Origin of the sequence: Allobosea rubneri (assembly GCF_032464875.1) — a bacterium.
Taxonomy (GTDB): Bacteria; Pseudomonadota; Alphaproteobacteria; order Rhizobiales; family Beijerinckiaceae; genus Allobosea; species Allobosea rubneri.
Window position 1 is genome coordinate 54556 of the sequence record NZ_JAWDID010000010.1, and the last position, 15844, is coordinate 70399.

At 67.4% G+C, this 15844-nt stretch carries 16 protein-coding genes; 9 read left to right on the forward strand and 7 right to left on the reverse strand.

Going from position 1 to position 15844, the window contains the following annotated elements:
- Positions 1 to 58 precede the first annotated feature (58 nt).
- The 3 genes from rpsI to RKE40_RS09055 all read right to left on the reverse strand — a co-directional run bounded on the left by rpsI (position 59) and on the right by RKE40_RS09055 (position 1712).
- Positions 59 to 538, reverse strand: a complete 480-nt coding sequence (gene rpsI / locus RKE40_RS09045) for a 30S ribosomal protein S9 (protein WP_316017902.1) — start codon at positions 536 to 538, stop codon at positions 59 to 61.
- Between the two features lie 2 nt (positions 539 to 540).
- Complete coding sequence (rplM, locus tag RKE40_RS09050; protein ID WP_066474843.1) at positions 541 to 1002, reverse strand: 50S ribosomal protein L13; 462 nt, start codon at positions 1000 to 1002, stop codon at positions 541 to 543.
- Positions 1003 to 1283: 281 nt separating this feature from the next.
- Positions 1284 to 1712 (reverse strand): PaaI family thioesterase, encoded by a 429-nt coding sequence (locus RKE40_RS09055; protein WP_066474589.1) that lies wholly within the window; start codon positions 1710 to 1712, stop codon positions 1284 to 1286.
- A gap of 93 nt (positions 1713 to 1805) precedes the next feature.
- Here RKE40_RS09055 and RKE40_RS09060 point away from each other — a divergent pair, with 93 nt between their 5' ends.
- Positions 1806 to 2621: an enoyl-CoA hydratase gene (locus tag RKE40_RS09060; protein ID WP_316017903.1), complete on the forward strand. Its 816-nt coding sequence runs from the start codon at positions 1806 to 1808 to the stop codon at positions 2619 to 2621.
- 84 nt (positions 2622 to 2705) lie between these two features.
- Here the strand turns inward: RKE40_RS09060 and RKE40_RS09065 are convergent, their stop codons facing one another.
- A complete protein-coding gene (locus tag RKE40_RS09065) occupies positions 2706 to 3152 on the reverse strand; it encodes a hypothetical protein (protein ID WP_316017904.1) in 447 nt (148 codons plus the stop codon).
- Positions 3153 to 3304: 152 nt separating this feature from the next.
- Between RKE40_RS09065 and RKE40_RS09070 the strand changes: the two genes are divergently transcribed.
- The 4 genes from RKE40_RS09070 (at position 3305) to RKE40_RS09085 (ending at position 7599) form a co-directional block, all read left to right on the forward strand.
- Complete coding sequence (locus RKE40_RS09070) at positions 3305 to 3835, forward strand: CoA-binding protein (protein WP_316017905.1); 531 nt, start codon at positions 3305 to 3307, stop codon at positions 3833 to 3835.
- Between the two features lie 202 nt (positions 3836 to 4037).
- Positions 4038 to 5012 carry a Bug family tripartite tricarboxylate transporter substrate binding protein gene (locus tag RKE40_RS09075; RefSeq protein ID WP_316017906.1) on the forward strand — a complete coding sequence of 325 codons (975 nt, stop codon included), beginning with the start codon at positions 4038 to 4040 and terminating at the stop codon, positions 5010 to 5012.
- 14 nt (positions 5013 to 5026) lie between these two features.
- A complete protein-coding gene (locus RKE40_RS09080; protein WP_316017907.1) occupies positions 5027 to 6250 on the forward strand; it encodes an FAD-dependent oxidoreductase in 1224 nt (407 codons plus the stop codon).
- 71 nt (positions 6251 to 6321) lie between these two features.
- The gene (locus RKE40_RS09085) at positions 6322 to 7599 is read left to right on the forward strand and encodes an O-acetylhomoserine aminocarboxypropyltransferase (RefSeq protein ID WP_316017908.1); all 1278 of its coding nucleotides are present in this window, start codon (positions 6322 to 6324) and stop codon (positions 7597 to 7599) included.
- A gap of 116 nt (positions 7600 to 7715) precedes the next feature.
- Here the strand turns inward: RKE40_RS09085 and RKE40_RS09090 are convergent, their stop codons facing one another.
- A complete protein-coding gene (locus tag RKE40_RS09090) occupies positions 7716 to 8789 on the reverse strand; it encodes a COX15/CtaA family protein (RefSeq protein ID WP_316017909.1) in 1074 nt (357 codons plus the stop codon).
- A gap of 127 nt (positions 8790 to 8916) precedes the next feature.
- Between RKE40_RS09090 and RKE40_RS09095 the strand changes: the two genes are divergently transcribed.
- Positions 8917 to 9126, forward strand: a complete 210-nt coding sequence (locus RKE40_RS09095; RefSeq protein WP_316017910.1) for a DUF2842 domain-containing protein — start codon at positions 8917 to 8919, stop codon at positions 9124 to 9126.
- A gap of 39 nt (positions 9127 to 9165) precedes the next feature.
- Here the strand turns inward: RKE40_RS09095 and RKE40_RS09100 are convergent, their stop codons facing one another.
- On the reverse strand, positions 9166 to 10218 hold the full coding sequence (locus RKE40_RS09100) for a polysaccharide deacetylase family protein (protein ID WP_316017911.1): 1053 nt from the start codon (positions 10216 to 10218) through the stop codon (positions 9166 to 9168).
- Positions 10219 to 10361: 143 nt separating this feature from the next.
- On the opposite strand from RKE40_RS09100, the gene RKE40_RS09105 reads away from it, so the two are divergent.
- Positions 10362 to 11591 carry a GNAT family N-acetyltransferase gene (locus RKE40_RS09105; protein WP_316017912.1) on the forward strand — a complete coding sequence of 410 codons (1230 nt, stop codon included), beginning with the start codon at positions 10362 to 10364 and terminating at the stop codon, positions 11589 to 11591.
- A gap of 31 nt (positions 11592 to 11622) precedes the next feature.
- Here RKE40_RS09105 and RKE40_RS09110 read toward each other — a convergent pair whose 3' ends face one another.
- On the reverse strand, positions 11623 to 13806 hold the full coding sequence (locus RKE40_RS09110) for a GumC family protein (RefSeq protein ID WP_316017913.1): 2184 nt from the start codon (positions 13804 to 13806) through the stop codon (positions 11623 to 11625).
- Between the two features lie 266 nt (positions 13807 to 14072).
- Here RKE40_RS09110 and RKE40_RS09115 point away from each other — a divergent pair, with 266 nt between their 5' ends.
- Both RKE40_RS09115 and RKE40_RS09120 read left to right on the forward strand, forming a co-directional pair.
- A complete protein-coding gene (locus RKE40_RS09115) occupies positions 14073 to 14630 on the forward strand; it encodes a polysaccharide biosynthesis/export family protein (protein ID WP_316017914.1) in 558 nt (185 codons plus the stop codon).
- A gap of 22 nt (positions 14631 to 14652) precedes the next feature.
- A complete protein-coding gene (locus tag RKE40_RS09120; protein WP_316017915.1) occupies positions 14653 to 15816 on the forward strand; it encodes a glycosyltransferase in 1164 nt (387 codons plus the stop codon).
- The last annotated feature ends 28 nt before the right edge of the window (positions 15817 to 15844 follow it).

Here is a 15844-nt window from a genome sequence, read left to right on the forward strand (position 1 = left end):
CGGCTCTTGCGAGCCGCCCTGATGCATGGCCGACAGGAAGCCGGCGAGTGCCAAGATATCAGCGCTTCGAGAACTGGAAGCTGCGGCGGGCCTTGGCCTTACCGAACTTCTTGCGCTCGACGACGCGCGCGTCGCGGGTCAAGAAGCCTTCCTTCTTGAGCGGGCCGCGCAGCTCGGGCTCGTAGAAGGTCAGAGCCTTGGAGATGCCGTGGCGAACCGCGCCGGCCTGGCCGGAGAGGCCGCCGCCCTTGACCGTGACGATGACGTCGTACTGGGTCATGCGATCGACCAGCATCAGCGGCTGCTGCAGGATAAGGCGCAGCACCGGGCGGGCGAAATAGACTTCCTGATCACGGGTGTTGACCGTGATCTTGCCGGAGCCGGGCTTGATCCAGACGCGGGCAATGGCGTTCTTGCGCTTGCCGGTGGCATAGGCGCGGCCGTGGGCATCGACCTTCTTGACGTGCACGGGGGCGTCGGGCTGGGTGCCCTTGGCGACCTGGCCGAGCTGATCGAGCGACTGCAGGACTTCGGCCATCGTCAAACCCTCGCATTCTTGCGGTTGAGCGCCGAGACATCGAGAGCCTCAGGCGACTGGGCGGCGTGCGGATGCTCCGAACCCTTGTAGACACGCAGGTTCCCGAGGATCTGGCGGAACAGCGGGCCACGCGGCAGCATGCGCTCGACGGCCTTCTCGACGATGCGCTCCGGGAAGCGACCCTCGAGGATGAAGCGCGCGGAGCGCTCCTTGATGCCGCCCGGATAACCGGTGTGGTGATAGTAGTTCTTCTGCTCGCGCTTGCGCCCGGTTAGGACCACCTTCTCGGCATTGATGACGATGATGTTGTCGCCGCAGTCGACATGCGGGGTGTAGGCGGCCTTGTGCTTGCCGCGCAGACGCATCGCCACAACGGAGGCGAGACGGCCGACGACGAGCCCGGAGGCGTCGATCACAACCCACTTCTTTTCGACATCGGCGGGCTTGAGCGAGATGGTCTTCATCGCGGCACCCTTCGGCTGCTTGAAAAAAGGACAAGCCGCCGGAAGGCCGGCGGCGGTGTGTGGCGGTGGATAGGTGGCAGGCCTTACGATGTCAAGCGACGATAACGCCGATCATTGCCAAAAAACGCATTGTTTTCAGCGCAGTGCCAGAAACGGTATTTAGATACCGCACTTATTGTTTCAATGTCGTGGTCGGGCTTTGCCAGGCCACCCCTGCAACCAGGAAAATCCGGCCAGGAGATTCTCGGGTCTCCGCTGCGCTCCGCCCAGATTGACGTCAGTCAGCGCTCGGCCGGAATCGAATAGGTCCCCGTGGCGTGGCAGACGATCTCGCTCTCGCCCTGCGAGTAGAGCGAGACCTCGCCGATGGCGAGCCGCTTGCCGAGCTTGAGCAGCCTCGCCTGCGCGATCAGAGCCGCCTGACCGGGCTTGCGCAGGAAATTATAGTTCAGGCTGGTGGTCACGGCGAGCGCAACCGGGCCGATCTGCCCGAGGATCGCGACATAGAGCGCGAGATCGGCGAGCGCCATCATGGTCGGGCCGGAGATCGTGCCTCCTGGCCTCAGGTGCCGCTCATGATAGTCGCAGCGCATGCGGGCGCTGAGCGGCCCGACCTCCTCGACGAAATAGGTCCGCCCGCCATAGTGGAGCTGCGGGAAGATCCGGTCGAGGTAGGCCTCGATCTCCGAGGCGCTCATACGTGTCGTCATCGTGCGAAAAACCGAAGGCTGGCAGGACGCTACTCCCCTTGCAGCATGGCCGCGGCACTCCGACAATAGGTGGAACTTCGAAAGGCCCATGCCATGAACGCCCATATCCGGCCCGATGCCGCGCCGGTGCTGCTCCGGCAGGATGCCGACGGCATCGCCACGCTGACGCTGAACCGGCCGCAGGCCCGCAACCCGCTGAGCGAGGCGATGCTGGCCGCGCTCGCCGAGAACTTCGCCGCTATCGCAGCCGACCGCAGCGTGCGGGCGGTGGTGCTGGCGGCGGCCGGCCCGGTCTTCTCGGCCGGGCACGACCTCAAGGAGATGAGCGCGCGGCGCGCCGATCCCGATCGCGGCCGCGCCTATTTCGCCGACATTCTCGGTCGCTGCTCGCGGGTGATGCAGCAGATCACCGCCCTGCCCCAGCCGGTCATCGCAGCCGTCGAGGGCACCGCCACAGCCGCCGGTTGCCAGATCGTCGCCAGCTGCGACCTCGCCGTAGCCGGCGAGGATGCAAGGTTCAGCACCCCCGGCGTCCATATCGGCCTGTTCTGCTCGACGCCGATGGTCGCGCTGTCGCGCAACCTTTCGGCCAAGCACGCAATGGAGATGCTGCTGCTCGGCGAAATGGTGCCGGCGCGGGAAGCGGCCCGGATGGGGCTGGTGAACCGCATCGTTCCGGCAGGAGAGGCCCTCGCGGGGGCAAGGGCGTTTGCGGCGATCATCGCCTCCAAATCCGCCGCCACGATCAAGACCGGCAAGCGCACCTTCTACGAGCAGCGCGAAATGGGGCTCAAGGCGGCCTATGACCATGCCAGCGCGGTGATGGTCGAGAACATGCTGGCGCGCGATGCGGAGGAAGGCATCGGCGCCTTCATCGAAAAGCGGCCGCCGGTCTGGGGCCAGTCGTGACGCGGCAGGCCAGCCTCGGTCGGCCGGCCTGCCGGAAAGGCGGCCGCCGGAACCTCCGGCGGCCCGGTTAGCGCGATGTGCCCGTCAGAAGCCGAAGGAGATGAGCGCCATCTCCGATGCGGGCCTCGCCTCCTCCTGCGGCTGCGTCCTCGGCTCCGCATCGGAGGTCTGATCCGCTGGCAATTGCAGGACGGTGGCCGTCTGGCCATCCGACAGGTTGGTCACCAGAACGATCTGCCCATCGGGCAGTTCGAGCGCGTCATGGTGGACATAGGGCTTGTCGAGATCGACCTGGCGGAAGCGCGCGACCCTGGCCGCGAACTTGCGGTGCGGCAGGAAGCCGACAAGGCGGTCGCATTCTATATCGGCCGCGAAGGCCAGTTCCGTGCCGGGCAGGACACAGACCGCAACATTCGGATCGCCCGCGGCGCAGAAGCCGCGCGTGCTCGAACCGATGAAGCTGGTCGTCTTGAGGACATCGCCGACCTTGGCCGGGGTCGACATCACATGCTGCAGACTATAGTCGCACATGGCAGGCCCTCCTCGCTGGGAAGACTGGGATTGCCCCTCCAGTCCCTATCGACCAAACGACCATGGCGAAGCTGTGTTCCAGGCGCCGCCCCGCCGGGCCGGAAAAACCGCCGATGCTCGCAACCGCCTCGATTTGCTAGGATTTTCGTGCCGTGAACCATGATTCCTATGATGATGCGCTCATTCGCCGCATTCTGCGCGAGGTCAAGACCGTGGCCCTGGTCGGCGCTTCCGCCAACGAGGCGCGGCCGAGCTGGATCGTCACCAAATACCTGCTCGACCGCGGCTACGAGGTGATCCCGGTCAATCCCGGCCTCGCCGGCCAGACGCTGCTGGGCCGGACGGTCTACGGCTCGCTGAAGGACATCCCCGGCCCGGTCGACATGGTCGAGATCTTCCGCAACTCGGAAGCCGCCGGCCCGATCACCGACGAGGCGCTGACGCTCGATCCCTTGCCGAAGGTGATCTGGATGCAGCTCTCGGTGCGCAATGACGAAGCCGCGGCCCGGGCCGAAGCGAAAGGCCTCACCGTGATCATGAACCGCTGCCCGAAGATCGAATACGGCCGGCTCTCGGGCGAGATCGGATGGCAGGGCATCAATTCGCGCATCCTCTCCTCGAAGAAGCCGGTGCTCGCCGGCAAGGGCTTCCAGAAGCTGACGATCAACCGGCCGGGAACGTAAGACCACAGGCTCGACAGAGCCGCTTGATCACGAGTGTCTTGATCTCCACTCTTCGGGGCGTCCCGGGCGACCGAAGGGAGACCCGGGACCCATTCCGGAACCTCTCTCGGAAAGGCTCCGGAATGGATCCCGGATCGGCGCCGCTGACGCGGCTTGTCCGGGATGACCACGATGTTTGTGAGCCATCCCGTGGAGAAGGCCGATGCCCCCTCTCGATCGCCGCACCCTCCTGCTCGCCGGCCTCGCCAGCGCGCTCGGCGCCGGCGGCGCCCGTGCCGCTTTCCCGGAACGGCCGATACAGCTCGTCGTGCCCTTCGCCCCGGCAGGTGGTACCGACATCGCAGCGCGCCGCCTCGGCGAGACGCTGGCCGGGAAGCTGGGCGGCTCGGTGATCATAGACAACCGCCCGGGCGCGAACGGCATCGTCGCCGGACAGGTGGTGGTGAAGGCGCTAGCCGACGGCCACACCCTGCTCATCGCGACCGCCGCGAGCTTCGCCGCAGCCCCGGCGCTCGGCCAGAAGCTGCCCTATGACGTCGCATACGATTTCGCGCCGGTCGCGATGCTCGGCCTGTTCCCGCTGGTGCTGAACGCTTCGCCGACGCTCCCGGTCAGGACGCTGTCCGAGTTCATCGACTATGCCGGGCAGCGGCCGGGACAGCTCAATTTCGCCTCGGCCGGGATCGGCGGCACCAACCACCTCGTCTTCGAGATGATCATGCAGGCGACGGGAATCCGGCTGGCGCATGTGCCCTATCGCGGCGCCGGTCTCGCCGCGGCCGATCTCATCTCCGGCCAGGTCCAGGTGATGATCGACAGCCTTGCAGCCAGCCTCGGCAATCTCCAGGGCGGGAAGCTCAAGGCGCTCGGCGTCACGACCGCTGAGCGCCAGCCGCAACTGCCCGATCTGCCGACGCTCAGGGAACAGGGCGTCGACGTGGTCTATCCCGGCTGGGCCTCGATCGTCGCGCCGGCCGGCATACCGGCCGAGACGATGCGCACCCTCAACGGTGCGATCAACGAGGCGATGGCCGATACGACGCTGGTCGCCCGCTATCGCGAGCTGGTGATCGAACCGGTCGCATGGAGCGCCGAGGAGACCGGCGCCTTCATGGCCCGCGACCGCGCGGCGCTGAGCGAGCTGGTGGCAAAGACCGGCATCAAGCTCACCGAATAGGTGGAGCAATGGCCATGCTCCGCGAGAGGACGACCTGCTGCATTGCCGGGGGCGGCCCGGCCGGGATGATGCTCGGCTTTCTGCTCGCCCGGGCGGGAGTCGACGTCGTCGTGCTGGAGAAGCACGCCGATTTCCTGCGCGATTTCCGCGGCGACACCATCCATCCCTCGACCATGGAGGTGATGCACGAGCTCGGCCTGCTCGATGAATTCCTCGAGCTGCCGCATGTCCGGGAGACCGATCTCGTCGCCCGCTTCGGCAAGGAGGACATCACCGTCGCCGATTTCAGCCATCTGCCCGTCAGGGCGCCCTTCATCGCCTTCATGCCGCAATGGGACTTCCTGGACTTCCTCGCCGACCACGGCCGGGCCTACCCTAGCTTCCGGCTGCTGATGCGAGCGAAGGCGACCGGGCTGATCGAGGAGAACGGCCGCGTCGTCGGTTTGAAGGCGGAAGGGCCGGACGGCCCTATGGAGATCGCTGCCGATCTCGTCGTTGCGGCGGATGGGCGGCGCTCCGATGTGCGCGCCGCGGCGGGCTTCGCGGTGACGGAGCTCGGCGCGCCGATGGACGTGCTCTGGTTCCGCCTGAGCCGCCGGCCGGACGAGCCGGCGCAGGCCATCGGCCAGGTCGCAGCCGGGCGTTTCTTCATCCGGCTCAACCGCGGCGACTACTGGCAATGTGCCTTCATCATCCCGAAGGGGTCGCTGGAGCGTCTGCAGGCCGCCGGGCTCGATGCCTTCAAGGCCGGGCTGCTCGCGCTCGAGTCGGAACTCGCAGACCGCACCGGCGAACTTGCCTCCTGGGACGACATCAAGCTGCTCTCGGTCGCCGTCGACCGGCTGGAGCGCTGGTGGCGGCCCGGGCTGATCTGCATCGGCGATGCCGCGCACGCCATGTCGCCGATCGGCGGCGTCGGCATCAACCTCGCGATCCAGGATGCGGTCGCGACGGCGAACCTGCTGGCCAGGCCGTTGCGCGATCGCCAGCTTACCAACAGCGACCTCGCCGCGGTTCAGAAGCGGCGCGAATGGCCGGCGAAGGTCACGCAGACCGTGCAGATCGCGATCCAGAACCGGGTGATCACGCCGCTGCTGGCAGCGGACAAGCCGATCGCTCCACCCTGGCCGCTCAGGCTGCTGCAACGCTTCCCACTGCTGCGGCGCCTGCCGGCGCGCATGGTCGGCATGGGCGTGCGGCCGGAGCATCTCGGGCCGGAGCTGAGCCCTCGACGCTGATTTGACGCCCTGCGAGGCGTTCGTTAAATCGAACAAGACGTCCGAGATCAGAAGTTTCGAGGGAGCACGCCATGACCGACCGCATTCCGGGTTTCAACACGCTCGCCATCCATGCTGGCGCAGCCCCCGACGCGGCGACCGGCGCGCGTGCGACGCCGATCTACCAGACCAGCAGCTTCGTCTTCGACGATGTCGACCACGCCGCCTCGCTGTTCGGCCTGCAGGCCTTCGGCAATATCTACAGCCGCATCGGCAACCCGACCAATGCCGTGCTCGAGGAGCGCGTCGCGGCGCTCGAAGGCGGCACCGCGGCGCTCGCCGTCGCCTCCGGCCATGCCGCCGAGTTCCTGACCTTCCACGCGCTGCTGCAGCCCGGCGACGAGTTCGTCGCGGCCAAGAAGCTCTATGGCGGCTCGATCAACCAGTTCAACCATTCCTACAAGAACTTCGGCTGGAACGTGATCTGGGCCGATTCAGACGATCTCGAAGCCTTCGCCGCGGCGGTGACACCGAAGACCAAGGCCATTTTCGTCGAGTCGATCGCCAATCCGGGCGGCGTCATCGTCGACCTCGCCGGCATCGCGGCCATCGCCAAGAAGCACAACATCCCGTTCATCGTCGACAACACGATGGCGAGCCCCTATCTCGTCCGACCGTTCGAGCATGGCGCCGACATCGTCGTGCATTCGGCGACCAAGTTCCTTGGCGGCCATGGCAACTCGATTGGTGGCCTGATCGTCGACGGCGGCTCGTTCAACTGGGTCGGCGACGAGCGCTATCCGATGCTCTCCAAGCCGCGGCCGGAATACAACGGCATGGTGCTCGGCGAGACCTTCGGCAATTTCGCCTTCGCGATCGCGACCCGCGTGCTCGGCCTGCGCGACATGGGCCCGGCGCTCTCGCCCTTCAACGCCTTCATGATCCTGACCGGCATAGAGACCCTGCCGCTGCGCATGCAGCGCCACTGCGAGAACACGCTGAAGGTCGCGACGCATCTCGCCCAGCACCCGGCGGTGGAATGGGTGAACTATGCCGGCCTGCCCAACAACAAGTACCATGCGCTGGCCCAGCGCTATTGCCCGAAGGGCGCCGGCGCGGTCTTCACCTTTGGCCTCAAGGGCGGCTACGACGCCGGCGTCAAGCTGGTCTCGAACCTCCAGCTGTTCTCGCATCTCGCCAATATCGGCGACACGCGCTCACTGGTGATCCACCCGGCCTCGACCACGCATCGCCAGCTCAGCGACGCGCAGAAGACGGCTTCGGGCGCCGGGCCGGAAGTTGTGCGTCTCTCGATCGGTCTCGAGGACGTCGAGGACATCATCGCCGATCTGGAGCAGGCCCTGGCCTGAGCCAAGACGACGTAAGATCCTGAAGTATGGCCGGCCTCGCGCCGGCCATTTTGGTTTCCGCCCCCAGCGCGCACTCAGGGCAGGATAATCGCTACCGAGGCGCGGCCAAAGGCGCGTCAGGCGCTTTCCGGACGCAGGCCCTGCTCGGTGCGGGTGAGATGAACGACGCCCATGGCGAGCACGGCGAAGCCGAGCGCCTGATGGGCGAGGCCGGCCCAGAGCGGCACCACCAGCAGCAGCGTGACGATGCCGAGCGCCGATTGCGCCAGGACGAGGCCGGTGATCGCGGTCGCGCGCTTGGCGCCGCCCGAGCCCGGCGCAACACGGCGCAGGCCGGCGAGGTGCCAGAGCGCCAGCGCCAGCAGCAGATAGGCGCCGATGCGGTGGTTGAACTGCACCAGCGCGACATTGTCGACGAAGTTCTCCCAGAAGGGCGTTCCGGCGAAGAGCGTCGAGGGCGGCGGCATCAGCGCCCCGTCCATCAGCGGCCAGGTATTGAAGGTGAATCCCGCCTTGGAGCCGGCGACGAGCCCGCCGAGCGCGATCTGGACGAAGAGCATCAGCAGCAGGAACCGGGCGCCCGCCCCGCCCTGCCGCGCCTCGAGCCGGCGGAGCGGCGTCAGCCAGGTGGCGAAGGCGATGACGCTGGCGAAGAACAGGCCGGCGAAGGTCAGATGCAAGGTCAGCTTGACCGGCGCGACGGCGACCATGCCGGGCTCGAGGCCCGAGGCGACCATGATCCAGCCGATCGTGCCCTGCAGGCCGAGCAGCAGGCCCATGCCGAACAGCACCGCGACTTGGCGCCAGGGCAGCAGCCGGCGCAGCGCCACGACGAAGAAGCCGGCGAGATAGAACAGGCCGATGAAGCGGCCGAGCTGGCGGTGGCCCCATTCCCACCAGTAGATGAACTTGAAGTCGGCCAGGGCCATGCCGGCATTGAGCAGCTGGTATTGCGGGCTGGCGCGGTACTTGTCGAATTCGAGCGCCCAGGCGGCGTCTGTCAGCGGCGGCAGCGCGCCGGTGACCGGCCGCCATTCGGTGATCGAGAGGCCGGATCCGGTCAGACGCGTCGCGCCGCCGACGACGATCATCACGAAGACCAGGAAGGCGGTTGCCCAGAGCCAGCGGCGGATGCCGGGGTGGCCGGAAGCGGCGGCGGCCTGCCGGGGGTGTTCGAGCGCGATCGTCACGGAAGCGGGACCTCGGGTCGCAGGTGAAAGGCCGGAATGCGCTTCACAAGCGCGGCGTCGGGTGACAGATAGTCCGGCGGGCAAGCCCGAACAACGCCCGCAATGCCGCAGCCGGAAAGCAAGACCCATGACCCAAAGCCATCGCAAGCTCGTCGGCACGGTCGTGATCCTGGTCTTCGTCTGCGTCTACGCGCTGGTCGCCATGGCCCTGGCGCAGGGACGCATCACCGAAGCCTCGAAGCCGGTGCAGACCATCGCCTATATCGTGCTCGGCCTCGCCTGGGTGCTACCGCTGCTGCCGCTGATCAAGTGGATGGAGCGGAAGGACGAAAGCTGAGGCCAGAACCTCTCTCCTTCCAGGAGAGGGTTCCCCGCGCTAACCGACATTCAGCTTCCGGCCCCGGTTCCAGAGCAGGAATGGCAGACCGGAAAGTAGCGACCCGAGCGCCGCCTCACTCTGATGCAGCCCGTTGAGCGAGACGCGCGGCAGCGCGTGCAGGTGCTCGGCATGCTCGGCAAAGAGGTGTCCCGGCCGTGTCGTCACGGCACTGGCAAAGCCTGCCTCCTTTGCCAGCGCGAATTCGCGCGGGCCGGCCGAGCCGGGATCGCCGACCGGATAGGCGAAATGGCGGATCGTCAGGCCGAGCTTCTCCTCCAGCCAGGCCTTGCTCGCGACGATCTCGCGGCGCGCCTCCTCTTCCGGATGCTTTGCGAGCATCGGATGGCTCATCGTATGGGCGCCGATAGTGACGCCGGGGGCGCCGGCGAGCGCACGCAGCGTCTCCAGCGGCAGGCATTCGCGCTCGACCAATGCAACCGGGTCGACGCCGGCCTGGCGGCAAAGATCGGCGATCGCCGACAGCAGGACCGCTTCCGGCCCCCTGCGCAGGCGCCAATAGAGACGGTCGAAGGCCTTCTGCTTCTCGGCGTCGGAGCCGGTGGGCGCACTGAAGCGGCCATCAGGCAGATCGAGCGCGATCTGCGGCAGGGCGCGGATCGCCTCCTCCAATTCCAGCCACCAGAGCCGCGCCGTGCGCTCGGCGAAGCCCGGCGTCACGAAGAGCGTCCAGGGCGCCTGATGTTTCGCCAGCACCGGCCAGGCATGGTCGAGATTATCGCGATAGCCATCGTCGAAGGTCAGCGCGACGAAGAAGCGGCCGGGCCTGGGGTCGGCGAGCCGCGCCGGAACCTCGTCGAGCGGGATGATGTCGTAGCCCTCGGCCCGGATCAGCCTGAGGGCGCGGGCCAGGAAGCCGGGCGTGATTTCGAGCAGGCCGTTCGGCTGGAAGCCCGCGGCCCGCGCAGGGCGGACGTGGTGCAGCATCAGGATCGCGCCCCGGCCCTGCGCCAGCCCCCTGCCCCAGCGGTCGGCGCCGGTCAGCGCGATCGCCTTGAAGGCGGCGGAAAAAGCCTTGTGGCGCAAACTCATGCCAGGCCTATCGAAGAGTTTGATTCAACCGATCGCTAACGCTGTTCGGCGATCGCGGGATGCGATGGTTCCGATAGTGGCAGGTCCGTTCACAATGCGGGGTTAAGGAAGCCAGTCACGAAGAGCCGGGAACCGATCGAGGAATGTCAGCCGTCGCATGTGCACCGGGCCTGCCAGCCGCCGCCGCTTCGCAGCGGGCGGGCGCGCGCGGCTGGAGCCGGATCTGCGTCGGCAGCGAGATCGGCGCGCTCGAGAGCGAATGGCGCCAGCTGGAAGCTAGCGGCCTCGCCACCCCCTATCAGGCCTATGACTGGATCCGGCCTTTCGTCGAGACCGTCGGCCGCGCCGAGGCGATGGCGTTCCGCTTCGTGCGGATGTGCGACGCCGAGGGCGCGACGCTCGGCCTCCTGCCGCTGGTGATCACGCGCCGGCACGGCACCCGCTTCGCCGAGTTCATCGGCGGCAAGCATGCCAATTATCACATGGGCCTCTACCGGCGCGATTTCGCGGAGAGCCTCGACGACGACATGACCAGGCAGCTACTGGCAGAAGCCGGCGCCGCGATCGGCGAGGTCGACGCCTTCGTCTTCGTCAACCAGCCGGCCTCCTGGCAGGGCATCGAAAACCCGATGGCCCGCCTTTCCGCCGGCGCGAGCCCGAGCCGAGCCTACAAGCTCGCGCTCCAGCCCGGCGACTGCGACGGCACCTTGCGCCGCTCGATGAGCAAGCACGCCCGCAAGAAGCTGACCACCAAGCGCAACCGCTTCGCCGAGTTCGGCCATTCGGAGCTGGTGCAGGCGCAGAATCCACTCGCAGTTGATCGCGTGCTCGATGCCTTCCTGGCGCAGAAGGCGGCCCGCTTCGCCCAGATGCGCCTGCCCGACCCCTTCGCCGATCCGGCGATCCGTAGCTTCCTGCGCGAGGCCGCCCTCGGTACGCCCGGGCGCCCGCCGGTCGTAGAGCTCTATTCGCTCGATCTCGAAGGGCAGCCGGTCGCGACCTATGTCGGCGCGGTCCATGGCGCGCGCTTTTCAGGCATGGCGACGTCTTTCGACCTCGCCTCGCCTGCAGCACGTACCAGCCCCGGCGAGATCCTGCTGGTCCAGCTGATCAAGCGCAAATGCCGGGCCGGGCTGACGATGTTCGATCTCGGGGTCGGCGAGGCCCGCTACAAGACGACGATCTGCGACGACCGGGACGACCTGGTCGACACCTTCTTCCCACTGACCGCCAAGGGCCGCGCCTATGCAAGCTTCAGCCAGGCGAAGCGGGCGCTGAAGCGGCGGATCAAGGCCTCGCCGCTGGCATTGAAGCTGTCGCTACGCGCGCTCGGCTGGCTGAAGCGTCGGCCGTCGCCTGGCGACGACGACTGAGGTCGCCGTCGCGAGGCTTTGCAACGCCGCTTCAGGCCATGACCGGGCTGGGCTCGCGCGTGATCTCGCCGGCGCGTCCCTCCCCTTCGACCATCACCAGCGCGATCGGCGCCTTGGTCAGATCGGAGAGGCGGTAGGCGGCCTCGACCGCATGACCGTTGCCGACATGGCCAGCCATGACCAGCGCTGCCTGGGCCTGGGCGACGAGCGGCGCCAGCACGGCGGCCTCGTCGGTCGAGGCGGCGACGACCAGAACCCAGTCATAGGTCTCGCAGAGCGCATCGAGAGCGACCTCGACGATATCGGGCGCGGCGAGTACGGCGGCGCGTCCGGCATAGCCCGGCCCGATCTCGTGCAGGCGCGAGTTCGGCCTGCGGGTGATGATGTCGGAGAACAGCGCCTCGCCGGAGAGCAGCTCCGAGAAGCCCGGCTGGTGACGCTCGGCATCGCTGCCGAGATCGATCAGGACGCAGCGGCAGCGCTCGGAAAGCAGGGTCGCCAGCTCCCGGGCCGAGGCATCGCCCGGCGCCGCGCCGTCGAGCACGACGACAAGCGGGGCATAGCCAGGCCGGCCGTCATCGACCCGCGCGGACAGGTCGGCGAGGCTCCGGTCGGGATCGGAAAGGTCGAGCTGCATCTGGCCGACGCGGCCGCCATGGGTGAGCAGGCCGGCGACGCGGGCTTCGCGCGGATCGACGGTCTTGTCGCCTCCCGCTTCCGGCTGCGTGTCAGGACGGCCGGCAGCGGCGCCGACCCAGCCCGGCGGCTTGCGCGGCGGCCGCGAGGTGCCCGCGCCTCCAGGTCCCGCCGCCCCGTTCAGCAGCTCGCGCGAGATGATGGCCGCGAGCGCGATCAGGAAGGTCGCGAGCGTCGCGACGATCATCGTCGGAATCTTCTTCGGGAAGGAGGGCTGCGTCGGCTCAACGGCGCGCGAGATGATGCGGGCATCGGCCGGCGTCGCATTGTCGGCATCGCGCGCGAGCGCCTCGCGATAGCGCAGCATGTACTGTTCGAGCTGCTCGCGCTGAGTACGCGCCTCGCGCTCGAGCGCGCGCAGCTGCACTTCGCTGTCATTGGCGCCGGAGACGGTCTTCTTCTGCCCCTCCAGGGCGGCGGTGAAGCTCTCGACGCGCTGGCCGGCAATCTTCGCCTCGTTCTCGAGCGTGCGCACGGCGCGCTCCGAGGCGGCGCGCAGCTGGCCTTCGAGATCGGCGAGCTGGGCGTTGAGCTCCTTGATGCGCGGATGCTCGGAGAGGAGGTTGCGCGATTCGAGCGCGATCTGCGCGCGCAGATTGACGCGCTGCTCGATCAGACGGCGCACCAGCTCGTTGTTGGCGACATCCGGAATCTCGAAAGTGCGCCCGGTCTTCATCGCGTCGCGGATGATCGAGGCCTTGGCCTGCGCCTCGGCCTGCTGGGTGCGGGCGTTGGAAAGCTGGCTCGAGAGATCGGCGAGCTGCTGGGAGGTGATCGTCGTATTGTTGGTGCCGACCAGCAGGCCATGGCGCGAGCGGAAATCCTCGACCTTGGCCTCAGATTCCGCCAGCTTCTTGCGCAGCGGATCGATCGTGGTCGAGAGCCAGGACGAGGCGCTGCGGGCGGTGTCCTGCTTGGCCGCGCCCTGCATCTCGAGATAGGTGCTGGCAATGACGTTCGCAGCCCTGGCGGCAAGCTCGGGATCCTGCGAGGTAAACTCGATCGCGACGATGCGCGAGCGACCGACGGGGTAGACCAGCAGCCGGTCGTAATACTTCTCCAGCACGCGCTCCTCGGGCGAGCGGTCGGCCGGGTGCGCGCCAAGACCAACCAGCACGCCGAGCTTCTTCAAGGCTCCGAGCGCGCCCGCGCCGGAATCGAACTCGGGATTGCCGACAAGGCCGATGCGCTTGATCGCCTCGCGCGCCAGATCACGCGACATCACGACCTGGACCTGGCTCTGGACGCCTTCGCTGTCGAACTGCGCGCCGTAATTATCGGCTGTCGGCCCTGGGCGCGTGTAGAAGCTGTCGCCGTTCTCGAGCAGCAACCGCGCCTCGCCGGTATAGCGCGGCGGGATGACGTTGACGGCAACGAAGGACAGGCCAAGCGCCACCAGCGTCGGCCCGATGATCCAGGCCTTCCTCGCCTTGATCGCGGCCCAGAGCGCAGTCAGATCGAGCATGTCACCGGAGCGGCCTTCGCCGGCAGCCGGGGCAGTGTCATCGCGAGCGGTCATGACTCTTCCATTCACGCAAAACTCTCGCGCCCTCGGCAGGACGCAGCGTCAATGAAAGCGGATTAAGGTTATTGGGCGGTAAACGCGGCCCGGCGACAGCGTATGATCGACACCGAGCACAACTTCAGCTCCGCGACGGCGGCAACCTCCCACGAGAATGCGTCCAGCACGGCCGACATGGTTAATCGGGAGCGAATTTTAACCTGCTCTTAAGCATGTCCGCATAACCCTGACCCTGGCTTTTTCGATGGGTTCAGCACGCGATGATGAGTAGACGCCCCGTCTGTCTTGCGCTGGCGGTCGCGCTTGCGGCGGCAAGCTGCGCGCCTCGCATCGTCGCGCCGGAATTCTCCGTCGAGAGCGCGGGCCCCTATCAGCTCGCCAGCGGCGACCGGCTGCGCATCATCGTTTTCGGCCAGGACAACCTCTCCAACGTCTATGCCGTCGACGGCAGCGGCCGCATCTCGATGCCGCTGATCGGCGCGGTCGACGCCAATGGCCGCACCACCGCGCAGCTCGAGCGCGCCATCGAGGCGCGGTTGCGTTCCGGATATCTGCGCGAGCCGAGGGTTTCGGTCGAGGTCGACGCCTACCGGCCATTCTTCGTGCTCGGCGAAGTCACCAATTCCGGCCAGTTCCCGTTCGTCAACGGCATGACGGTGCAGACCGCCGTGGCGATTGCGGGTGGCTTCACGCCGCGCGGCCAGCGCAACTACGCCGAAGTGACACGACTGATGGACGGCCAGCTCGTCACTGCCACGGTGCCGATCACCTATGCGGTGCGCCCCGGCGACACCATCGTGATCAAGGAACGCTGGTTCTAATCCCGGCGCGGAGCTCGACCCCATGCCCGCCGCGACCGACGCCGGCCCCTTGAAGATCCTACATGTCTTCCGCGCCCCGCTCGGCGGGCTGTTCCGGCATGTACTCGATCTCGCGCGCGGCCAGGTTGAACGTGGCCACGAAGTCGGCATCTTCTGCGATTCGACGACCGGAGGCGCCCGTGCCGACGAGGTCTTCGCCGAGCTCGGACCGAAGCTCTCGCTCGGCGTGACGCGCGTGCCGATGTCGCGCTATCCGAGCCTGACCGACGCCAGAGCTCAGCTTTCCGCGGCCGCGACGCGGCGCAGGGTCGCGCCGCAGGTCGTGCATGCCCACGGCTCCAAGGGCGGCGTCTATGCCCGCCTGCCCGCGCTGATCTCTCCCGGGCGCAGCTACATCACGGCCTACACGCCCCATGGCGGCAGCTTCAACTACAAGCCGGGCAGCACGGAGCACCGCGTCTATATGGGCGTCGAGCGCCTGCTCGAGCCGGCGACCGACATGTTCCTGTTCGAGAGCGCCTTCATCGCCGGCCGCTTCCAGGCTTGCACCGGCCACCTGCCGCGCACCGACCATCGCATCGTGCTGAACGGCATCTCGGATGCCGAATTCGCGCCGATCGACCATACCGCCGCGAGCTTCGATCTCGTCTATCTCGGCGAATTGCGCTCGGCCAAGGGTGTCGACACGCTGATCGAATCGCTGGAGATCCTGAAGGCGTGCGACGGGCTGACCCCACGCGTCCTGATCGTGGGCTCGGGACCGGACGAGGCGTTGCTCAAGCAGATGACGGTCGATCACGGCGTCGCCGGACAATGCGCCTTCGAGCCGCCCGGACCGATCCGCGCCGCGCTGGCCAAGGCCAGGATCATGGTGATCCCCTCGCGCGCCGAATCGCTGCCCTATGTCATTCTCGAAGCAGCGGCCGCAGCCCAGCCGCTGATTGCGACCGATGTCGGCGGCATCAAGGAAATCTACGGCCCCAAGCACGCGCCGCGGCTGATCCCGCCCAATGATCCGACGATCCTCGCGGACACGATTCGCGCGACCCTCGCCATGCCGGAAGCGGCACGCCGCGCCGAAGCGACCGATCTCGCGAGCTATGTGCGGGCGAATTTCTGCCTGAATGCGATGGTCGACGGCGTGCTCGGCGCCTATCGCAGCGCGCTGGCCAAGCGCCTCGGCTGAGCGCCTGCGCCTTCCCGCGAGAGCGTGG

Excerpts from the sequence above, each read along its gene's own strand:
- rpsI (WP_316017902.1), bottom strand. The coding sequence starts at position 538 with ATGGCCGAAGTCCTGCAGTCGCTCGATCAGCTCGGCCAGGTCGCCAAG.
- rplM (WP_066474843.1), bottom strand. The coding sequence starts at position 1,002 with ATGAAGACCATCTCGCTCAAGCCCGCCGATGTCGAAAAGAAGTGGGTT.
- RKE40_RS09055 (WP_066474589.1), bottom strand. The coding sequence starts at position 1,712 with ATGACGACACGTATGAGCGCCTCGGAGATCGAGGCCTACCTCGACCGG.
- RKE40_RS09060 (WP_316017903.1), top strand. The coding sequence starts at position 1,806 with ATGAACGCCCATATCCGGCCCGATGCCGCGCCGGTGCTGCTCCGGCAG.
- RKE40_RS09065 (WP_316017904.1), bottom strand. The coding sequence starts at position 3,152 with ATGTGCGACTATAGTCTGCAGCATGTGATGTCGACCCCGGCCAAGGTC.
- RKE40_RS09075 (WP_316017906.1), top strand. The coding sequence starts at position 4,038 with ATGCCCCCTCTCGATCGCCGCACCCTCCTGCTCGCCGGCCTCGCCAGC.
- RKE40_RS09080 (WP_316017907.1), top strand. The coding sequence starts at position 5,027 with ATGCTCCGCGAGAGGACGACCTGCTGCATTGCCGGGGGCGGCCCGGCC.
- RKE40_RS09085 (WP_316017908.1), top strand. The coding sequence starts at position 6,322 with ATGACCGACCGCATTCCGGGTTTCAACACGCTCGCCATCCATGCTGGC.
- RKE40_RS09095 (WP_316017910.1), top strand. The coding sequence starts at position 8,917 with ATGACCCAAAGCCATCGCAAGCTCGTCGGCACGGTCGTGATCCTGGTC.
- RKE40_RS09100 (WP_316017911.1), bottom strand. The coding sequence starts at position 10,218 with ATGAGTTTGCGCCACAAGGCTTTTTCCGCCGCCTTCAAGGCGATCGCG.
- RKE40_RS09105 (WP_316017912.1), top strand. The coding sequence starts at position 10,362 with ATGTCAGCCGTCGCATGTGCACCGGGCCTGCCAGCCGCCGCCGCTTCG.
- RKE40_RS09110 (WP_316017913.1), bottom strand. The coding sequence starts at position 13,806 with ATGACCGCTCGCGATGACACTGCCCCGGCTGCCGGCGAAGGCCGCTCC.
- RKE40_RS09115 (WP_316017914.1), top strand. The coding sequence starts at position 14,073 with ATGAGTAGACGCCCCGTCTGTCTTGCGCTGGCGGTCGCGCTTGCGGCG.
- RKE40_RS09120 (WP_316017915.1), top strand. The coding sequence starts at position 14,653 with ATGCCCGCCGCGACCGACGCCGGCCCCTTGAAGATCCTACATGTCTTC.